The sequence below is a fragment of the Flavobacterium sp. GNP010 genome, assembly GCF_056428945.1.
The window spans coordinates 1-8,906 of record NZ_JBWJVK010000062.1 but is presented as its reverse complement, the minus strand read 5'-3'; the positions used below and the strand labels follow the sequence as shown (position 1 = coordinate 8,906).

Sequence of the window (8,906 nt, the reverse complement as noted above, 5' to 3'; positions counted from 1 at the left end):
TAAAGGGTCGAGGCAGTTTTTCTATTATTTAGTAAAACTTTCGGATAGCTGTGAAGTTAAATGGATAAATTAAGCTTACTGCAGGGCATTGGTCGGATCTCCGTTTTTGTTTCTTTATTGCTTGCATTTTTTTTAGTAACGGTTAAAACCAAAAATAAATTAGCAAATCGTTTATTTGCGTGTTTTTTTATTTTCTCAGCTATTGATCTTTCTGGTTTTTTTATTGATGCGGTTACTCGTATTGAGTTGAATTTAGAGATTTTTAGATCTACAGCCTGTTTGTTTGGAATGCCTTTATTTTATCTTTCTGTATTAGCAGTCTGTTATTCTGATTTTAGATTAAAGTGGAAGCACGCATTTCATTCAATTCCTTTTTTATTGGTCAATTTGGTTTTTATTCCAAGGATTTATCTTAGTAATCACATAGAAAGAGACACATTTGTTACAATACTTAATCAAATGCCAGAGATATACCTCATTCAGATTTTAATTGAATTTCAATATGTATTTTATATCGTCAGTGTTTTTATAATTTTAAAAAAGTATAGAGAAATCTATTTAGAAAATTATGCTGATTCGAGTACTGCGACTTATAAATGGCTTTTTCAGATAACCTGTGTTTTTCTTATCGCACATTCTATTGTGGCATTAAAAAATGTATTGCGTTATAGCGGTTTCAGAGAGATATTTCTTTGGACAAATGTACTTGTAGGGGCTATTGCTTTGCTAATAACATGCTGGTTTATAATGAAAGCGCTCAATCATCCCGAACTTTTTAGAGGTGTTAATTCTAAATTACAATTGGCAAAAGACATTTTGCCCGAACTCGAAGAAAAAACAGAATCTAAAAATGTTCAAGACGATGCGATTTCCAGTCAAATTTCGACATTGAAACAATATATGGCTGAGGAAGAGCCTTTTCTCGATCCATCGCTAACCATTCAGGAGCTTGCCAATCAAATTGATATTCCGGTTCGGGATTTATCGGTTTTGATTAATCATCATATGGAGCAGCACTTTTTTGATTTTGTCAATGAATATCGTATTAAAAAAGCGATGGGTATTTTGAAAGATCAGTCTAGGAGTCAGGTTACCGTTCTTGAAATTTTATACGAAGTTGGTTTTAACTCCAAATCTTCTTTTAATACCTCTTTTAAAAAACACACCAATTTGACGCCTACTGCTTATAGAAACGCTTTGTAATGAGTGGTTTGTAAAAAGTCGTACTTCATGCCTGATAAAGTCGAACTGATTTTCTGAATAGAAATTGGTTCGACTTTTTTTTGTCGGTCGAATTCTGAAAATTTCTAAGGCAACTTTGCTTCAAATTAATCGAAACAAGTTTTAAAATTAGAAATCATGAAAAAAGTAAATCTCCTTGCCTTTTTATTATTGCCTTTATTTTGTTTAGCACAAGAATCATTTAAATTAAAAGGAAAAATAGTAAGCGAAACAATTCCATTAGAATGGGCAGATGTTTCGATATCGAATTCAGAAGGAAAAATTATAGATGGTTCAACCTCTAAACAAGATGGTAGTTTCGAAATCAACATTAAAAAAGGATCTTATAAAATTGGAATCACCCTTTTAGAATTTACAGATTATGAAAAAGAGTTTGCAATAGAAAGTGATATGGATTTAGGAACAATCATTTTAAAAGAAAGCGCAACCAATTTAAAAGAGGTTATCATTCAATCTAAAAAGAAAACAATCGAGCAGAAAACGGATCGATTGGTTTATAATCTTGAAAACAATGTTACAACAGTTGGCGGAGACGCTTTAAGTGCCATTAATTCGGCTCCCGGAGTTGTCGTTCAGAATAACACAATTAATATATTAGGAAAAGGAACATCCCGTGTTATGATAGATGGACGAATGATTGAATTAGTAGGTGAGGAACTGAATAATTTTTTGAAATCAATTTCGGCTAGTGATATTAAAAATATTGAAATTATCAGCAATCCGCCGGCAAAATATGATGCCGAAGGAACAGGTGGATTGATTAATATTATTATGAAAAAAGGAGTTCGTGATTCCTGGAAAAACACGACTACAGTTTCTTATGATCAAAATAAATATAGTATTTATACTTTAAGAGATAACTTTTTTTACAATAAAAATAAGTTTAGATTTTCTGCCAGCATTAATGCAAAAACAGGTTATTTGAATGCTACAGATGATTTAAAAATGTATTTTCCTGATGGACTTTCCCATATGAAAAGTACAACAAAGGTAAAAACTGAAAATCTTTCTGGGAAATTGGCTTTAGATTATGATCTTTCAGAACGTACTACTATTGGATTTCAATATTTAAACGATAGAAATAACCCTGATTTTAAATCGGATATTAGAATTGAGGGTTACAATACTCAAAATGAATTGGATAATGTTACACTGAACAATAGCTTCACTGATAAAGGATCAAAAAATCAAACGTATAATGCACATTTAATTACCAAACTAGATTCTTTAAAAAGGAAGTTATCTTTTGATGTTGATTATTTTGATTACAGTTCAAAATTCGATAGAAACTTTGTCGCAAATAACTTCACACCAGAGATGACATTTGTTGATATAAATCAGTCGGGAAGAAACATTTCGAATCAGGATATTGACAATTGGAGTTTTAAGGCAGATATGGAACATCCGCTTCAAGCGTTGAATTTGTCTTATGGTACAAAAATGAGTTTTACAAATAGTGTAAGTGATGTACTTTATTTCAATACAATTACAAGAACTCCGGAATTAGATTCGAACCAATCCAACCGATTTAAATACACTGAAAATAATCAGGCATTTTATGTAAATGCGGATAAAAAACTCAATGAAAAATGGAATTTCCAAATGGGATTAAGAGTGGAGAACACGCAAACAAATGGATTTTCTGAAACTTTAAATCAGGAAACAGAAAATAATTATTTGAAATTATTCCCAACGTTTTATGCTTCTTACAAGAAAAACGAAAACAATATTTTTAGTTTGAATTATGGAAAAAGAATCAACAGACCACGTTTTGATTTACTGAATCCGTTCAGAATTTACATAAACAGCAATAGTTATTCTGAAGGAAATCCGTTTTTAAGACCTTCATTTAGTGATAATTTTGAGTTGGCGCATACTTATAAAGAGATTTTTAGAACAAGTGTTTTTGTCAATGCAATTACAAACGGTTATGGAGTTTTGTTTACATCAAACCCGGAAACCAATACACAGATTGTAACCCGTGAGAATTATTTTAAAAATTTAAATTATGGATTTGGGGAAAGTTACTCGGCTAGTTTTACAGATTGGTGGTCTAGTGAAAATTCATTATACTTTTTGGGAGCAAAAACAGAATTTATTAAAGATATCAATGCTACACCATCAAACAGTTTACAAATTGATTTTTCTACAAATAATACTTTTTTATTAAGTAAAACGACAAAATTGCAAATCGATTTTACGTACACAACGCCTTTTAAATCCGGTTTATATGAAGTAGGATATGCCTCGAGTTTTGATATTAGTTTCAAACAGGATTTGTTTAATAAAACCATGCAGATTGCATTTTTGGCAAATGATATTTTTAATACCTCATATTTAAAAGACTTTACTTCAGTTATAAACGGTGTAAAACAGGTGTATGAGCAGAAAGAAAGTAATCGATTTGTACGTTTATCTGTGGTTTATAATTTTGGAAACAAAAAGATCAATGCACAACAGCGTGATTTTGGGAATAAGGAGGAGAATAAAAGAACTGGAGGTAATTAGAAAATTAAAAGCTAAGAAACAGAAATCTGTTTCTTAGCTTTATAAATTTATATAAAATAAGCCAATGCAATTCCTATCACAATCATAGAAACTTTGGCGATATTGAACTTATGTCCTTCGCTGCTTTCGAAAATAATGGTTGATGAAATGTGAAATAATATTCCTATCACGATGGCAGTGATTTCAGTATAATACACCTTTAATATAGGTAAATAGTCAGATAAAAAAGTTCCTAGCGGAGTCATAACGGCAAAGGTAGTCATAAAGAAAAAAATAGCTTTTTTATCGAGACTTGCATTGATGAAAAAAGTAGTCAAAATAATAGCAATAGGCAAATGATGGATGGCTATTCCTATGGCTAGATCCTTGTGATGGCTTACAGGAAATCCTTCTAGAAACGCATGAATACATAGGCTAACAAAAAGTAACCATGGAATTTGCATCATTTTTTCGTGTCCGTGTACATGACCGTGTTCTGCACCTTTGGAGAAAAATTCCAAGATGATTTGAAACAAAATGCCTAACATGATAAAGAGCCCAATGTGTGAATTTTTACTTTCGTAAATTTCAGGTAATAAATGCATAACCGTTAAGGAAAGCAGGAAAGAGCCACTAAAAGCCAATAGCAATTTGAGGTTACTTTTATTCTTTGGTCGTATAATCAATGCGGCAATATAACCTATGATTACAGAAAGTAATGGTAAAAGGTAATTCATTATTATTTAAAAATCATGATTAGGCGTTCGCTGTCGGTTTTATGGAATTTTTTCAGTTTGTAATCGCCAAAAATGTCCAATAGATAAATTCCAGCTTCCTCCATTAACTCCTCAAAATCTTTTAGGGTCAGGGCTTTTACTTTTTCGGTAAAATGAAATTTTTGTGCTTTGTCTTCAAAATCAATTTCTTTGTAAATATGACCGTCTTTCAAATAACGTTTAATATAAAAATCAATTCCTTCGACTGTTTTGGTCTCCTCGGGGACTAATGTTTCGAGCACTTGGGCAACATTCATAAAATCGATAACTGCAAAACCATATTCAGATAGGCTTTCTTTTATAGATTTTAGCGTAGTAAGATTGTCTTCATCGTTTTCAAAATAACCAAAGCTGGTAAACAAATTAAAAATAGCGTCGAACTTCTCTTCAAATGGTTCTCGCATATCATGCACTTTGAAGTGAAGGCTATCATTCGTGTTTTTAGCAGCTTCATGAATACTATTCTCTGATAAATCTGCTCCTAGAACCGTAAAACCCAATTGATTTAAGTAAATAGAATGACGACCTTTGCCACAGGCTAAATCCAAAACGTTTGCCTTTTCTGGAAGATTGAGATAATGGGTAAGGTTATCCATGAAAACCTGAGCTTCTCTATAATTTCTATCTTTATAAAGGATGTGATAATACGGACTGTCAAACCAAGAGGTATACCAGTTTTCTGTTGATTTCAGTTGATTTTCAATAGGAGTATTTTGCGCTGCAGACATTTATTCTTTTTCAATTAATTCGATTCAGGCAAATTTAGTGTATTTTTGCAACGAATACTTGATTTTACAATGGAAAATAATTTTAAAATGGTTGCCAAAACCTTTTTTGGTTTTGAAGAAATATTAGCAAAAGAATTGCAAATGCTGGGCGCTCAAAACGTGGAGCAAGGAGTAAGAATGGTTAGTTTTAAGGGCGATAAAGGGTTTATGTACAAAGCAAATTTGTCGTTACGCACCGCATTGAAAATTCTAAAACCAATCTATTTTTTTAAAGCCAATAACGAACAGGCTTTGTATAAAGGGATTTCTGGCGTGAATTGGTCAAAATTGATTGGAGCCAATCAAACATTTGTAATAGACACCACTGTGCATTCAGAATATTTTAATCACTCTGAATTTGTATCGCAAAAATGTAAAGATGCGATTGTAGATCAGTTCAGAGAACGAACTGGGCAACGTCCGAGTATCGATAAAGTGCATCCAGATTTAAGAATTAACGTCCATATTGATAAAGACCAAGTATCGGTAGCTCTGGATACTTCTGGAAATGCCTTGAACCAACGTGGGTATAGAACGGCTACTAATATTGCTCCTATAAACGAAGTATTGGCTGCCGGAATTTTATTGCTTTCGGGTTGGGATGGCCAAACAGATTTCTTAGATCCAATGTGTGGTTCGGGAACATTCTTGGCCGAAGCAGCCATGATTGCCTGCAATATCCCTGCAAATATTAACCGTAAAGAATTTGCGTTCGAAAAATGGAATGATTGGGACAATGATTTGTTCGATGCAATTTCAGATAGTTTATTGAAGCGTGTTCGCGAATTTCATTACACTATAAAAGGCTATGATAAAGCACCTAGTGCGGTTCAGAAAGCCAAGGACAACATTAAAAATGCTAATCTGGACGAATATATTTCTATCGAAGAGCAAAACTTTTTTGATACCGAAAAAACTTCAGAAGGAAAGTTACATGTCGTTTTCAATCCACCGTATGATGAGCGATTGGACATTCATATGGAAGAATTCTACAAAAATATTGGGGATACTTTAAAGAAAAATTATCCTGGTACCAATGCCTGGATGATTACAGCCAATCTAGAAGCATTGAAATATGTAGGATTAAAACCTTCGAGAAAAATCAAACTTTTTAATGCTGGTTTAGAAGCTCGATTGGTAAAATATGAAATGTACGAAGGAAGCAAGAGAACAAAGTTTCAGGTTGTTCAGGAATCAGATAATACGGATCAGATTACAGAAAATAGTCAGGATTAATCAGATTAAAAATTTATAATTCATAACTCATAATTCATAATTTATTATGACCAAATTACAAATACGAGCTTTTCTTTACCAATTGGGATGCTTTGCCATATTGTTTATCTCTGTTCGCTACATCGTAGCGCATTATACTAATTTAACCAGTTTCTGGATTCCATTGACCGCCTTTATCATTGGAACTATTATAGCTCCTAAATTCCAAGCTGTAAAAACCAAAGACGGAGAAAAATTATTTATGAAATGGATTTTCATGAAAGGAATTAAGGAAATAGGATAGTATACGTTTATTCTAACAACAAAAAAATCGCAAAGAGTATTATCTCTTTGCGATTTTTTTATTCGTAATTCGTAATTATTTTTTCTTAGTTTTTTTAGCAACCGCAACAGATTTTACTTTTTTCTTGTAAATGGGAACAAAATAAGTTACCGTGTAGTTAAAACCTACACCAAAACTTCCATCGTAGGTTCTATTGAATCCAGGAATGTATAAGTTGGAGAAATTCTCAGGTTCTTTATTGGTTACCAATCTATTCAGTCGAAGACTAAAGCCCAAAAAGACATTATTAAATACTTTTGCTTTTACTCCAGCTACAACTTCTATCCAACTGGCCGTTAACCCATCGTATTTTTGACCGGATGCAATAACTGGTGCTTCACCAAAATAAGGATTTGCATTGTAGATGCGATAACTATTTAATTGCTGGTTAAAAGTACTGAAACCATATCGCATTCCTATGGAAATAATATTTTCCATGTCCAGCCAGTTTTCATATGCATTGTAATCAAAACCTGCTTTAATGTAAGAACCTTTAGTAGTAAAATTGAGGCGGTCGTCATCGGTAGTTTTATTTTCGTTTCCGAGTTCGGCTGCCAAAAAATATTTTTTAGTCAATCTGTAATCTCCCACAAACTCAATTCCTTTATAATCTTTGTCATATAAAGCACGAGTCAGCTTGTACAAATCTATTCCTACACGTACGCCGTAGCGATTGGTTTTTACGGGAATCGAATCGTTCTTTTTAATGTCAGGACTAATTTTCACGAGTGGTAGAGGCGCTTCGGGAATCCTTTCGTTATTCACGGGACTTTTTGGAGTACTTTTAGCAGGCGTTGTTTCTTGTGATTGTGCAAGAGTCAGCCACAATAGAAGACAAAAACTAAAAAAAGATTTTAATGTGTGTTTCATTTTCGTTTTCTATAATATTTTTTTCGACCGAGATAAATTTAATCCATTTTTGATCTGCTGCTGCGCCATCTGTATGCGTGTAGGGATTGGTTGCGTCTAATGTAAAAGTCGTTTTGTAACCACAAGCTCTGGAAACAAATATTTCCTGAGTTGCATAATCAAATTTTAAATTATCTACGTTTATTAAGGCTGGGTTTGTATTGCCAGAATTCAATGTCAAACTATAACTAGTGCTGGTTCCTACTGTTTTTAACGGAATCGAAATGGTATTGCCACTTGTAGTTGGACTACCATTAAAAACTATTCCATCCGTCATGCCTTCACCTACCACTTTTAGATTCGTTACGTTTTTTAAAACCGAAGGATTCGAAAAATCGTAAAAACCAATCACAATTCGCGGTGTTGTTGGTGTATTTGCATCGCATATATCATCTTTCTCACAACTGGAGAAGGATAGTGCTACTGCAAATACCAGTAAAATTATTTTTTTCATTTACATTTTTTTTGTGGAAACGGATGTGTAATTAGCATGCGCAAGAAAATTTTGGAATGTTAAAATCAATTTTAAAAGCAACTTTTAAAATCTACAATCAAAAATCGTTAATCTACAATCAAAAATCAATTATCTTCTTTCTAAAAGTACAACATTTTCTACGTGATGCGTTTGCGGAAACATATCTACAGGACGCACTCGGGTCACTTTATACTTCTCGTCCATTAAGGCTAAATCACGTGCTTGTGTAGCCGAATTGCAACTTACATAAACCACTTTTGCAGGAGCAATTTTCATGATTTGTTCAATCACATCTTTGTGCATTCCATCTCTAGGTGGGTCTGTGATAATCACATCAGGATGACCGTGTTGCGCAATAAATACATCATTAAACACCACTTTCATATCTCCTACAAAGAATTCGCAATTTGTGATTTCGTTGCGTACAGCATTTGCTTTAGCATCTTTTATCGCATCGGGAACACTTTCTACACCAATTACTTTTTTCGCTTTTTTCGAAACAAACTGTGCAATAGTACCCGTTCCAGTATATAAATCATACACAATTTCATTACCGGTTAATCCAGCAAAATCACGTGTTATTTTATACAATTCATATGCTTGATCAGAATTAGTTTGGTAAAAAGATTTGGCATTAATGCTAAATTTCAAACCTTCCATTTCCTCCAAAATATAATCTCTTCCTTTGTATA

The 8,906-nt window shown here is 32.9% G+C and carries 9 protein-coding genes; 4 read left to right on the top strand and 5 right to left on the bottom strand.

The window, feature by feature from the left end:
• Positions 1 to 60 precede the first annotated feature (60 nt).
• Together AC061C_RS14855 and AC061C_RS14850 are read left to right on the top strand one after the other, a co-directional pair.
• Positions 61 to 1,203 (top strand): helix-turn-helix domain-containing protein, encoded by a 1,143-nt coding sequence (locus AC061C_RS14855; RefSeq protein WP_478291818.1) that lies wholly within the window; start codon positions 61 to 63, stop codon positions 1,201 to 1,203.
• A gap of 156 nt (positions 1,204 to 1,359) precedes the next feature.
• Positions 1,360 to 3,750 (top strand): TonB-dependent receptor, encoded by a 2,391-nt coding sequence (locus AC061C_RS14850; RefSeq protein WP_478291817.1) that lies wholly within the window; start codon positions 1,360 to 1,362, stop codon positions 3,748 to 3,750.
• Positions 3,751 to 3,797: 47 nt separating this feature from the next.
• Here the strand turns inward: AC061C_RS14850 and AC061C_RS14845 are convergent, their stop codons facing one another.
• Positions 3,798 to 4,466, bottom strand: a complete 669-nt coding sequence (locus AC061C_RS14845) for a ZIP family metal transporter (RefSeq protein WP_478291816.1) — start codon at positions 4,464 to 4,466, stop codon at positions 3,798 to 3,800.
• 2 nt (positions 4,467 to 4,468) lie between these two features.
• Positions 4,469 to 5,233, bottom strand: coding sequence for a class I SAM-dependent DNA methyltransferase (locus tag AC061C_RS14840; RefSeq protein ID WP_478291815.1), 765 nt, complete (start codon positions 5,231 to 5,233; stop codon positions 4,469 to 4,471).
• A 69-nt stretch (positions 5,234 to 5,302) separates the two neighbouring features.
• On the opposite strand from AC061C_RS14840, the gene AC061C_RS14835 reads away from it, so the two are divergent.
• Together AC061C_RS14835 and AC061C_RS14830 are read left to right on the top strand one after the other, a co-directional pair.
• Positions 5,303 to 6,508 carry a THUMP domain-containing class I SAM-dependent RNA methyltransferase gene (locus tag AC061C_RS14835; protein WP_478291814.1) on the top strand — a complete coding sequence of 402 codons (1,206 nt, stop codon included), beginning with the start codon at positions 5,303 to 5,305 and terminating at the stop codon, positions 6,506 to 6,508.
• Between the two features lie 46 nt (positions 6,509 to 6,554).
• The gene (locus AC061C_RS14830; protein WP_309757211.1) at positions 6,555 to 6,791 is read left to right on the top strand and encodes a hypothetical protein; all 237 of its coding nucleotides are present in this window, start codon (positions 6,555 to 6,557) and stop codon (positions 6,789 to 6,791) included.
• 75 nt (positions 6,792 to 6,866) lie between these two features.
• On the opposite strand, the gene AC061C_RS14825 is transcribed toward AC061C_RS14830, so the two are convergent.
• The 3 genes from AC061C_RS14825 to rlmD form a co-directional block, all read right to left on the bottom strand.
• Positions 6,867 to 7,700 carry a DUF6048 family protein gene (locus AC061C_RS14825; RefSeq protein ID WP_478291813.1) on the bottom strand — a complete coding sequence of 278 codons (834 nt, stop codon included), beginning with the start codon at positions 7,698 to 7,700 and terminating at the stop codon, positions 6,867 to 6,869.
• The gene (locus AC061C_RS14820) at positions 7,672 to 8,193 is read right to left on the bottom strand and encodes a DUF6452 family protein (protein WP_478291812.1); all 522 of its coding nucleotides are present in this window, start codon (positions 8,191 to 8,193) and stop codon (positions 7,672 to 7,674) included. The genes AC061C_RS14825 and AC061C_RS14820 overlap by 29 nt, the downstream gene beginning before the upstream one ends.
• Before the next feature lie 129 nt (positions 8,194 to 8,322).
• Positions 8,323 to 8,906, bottom strand: a 584-nt coding sequence (gene rlmD, locus AC061C_RS14815; protein ID WP_478291811.1) for a 23S rRNA (uracil(1939)-C(5))-methyltransferase RlmD, incomplete at its 5' end; no start/stop codon positions are given.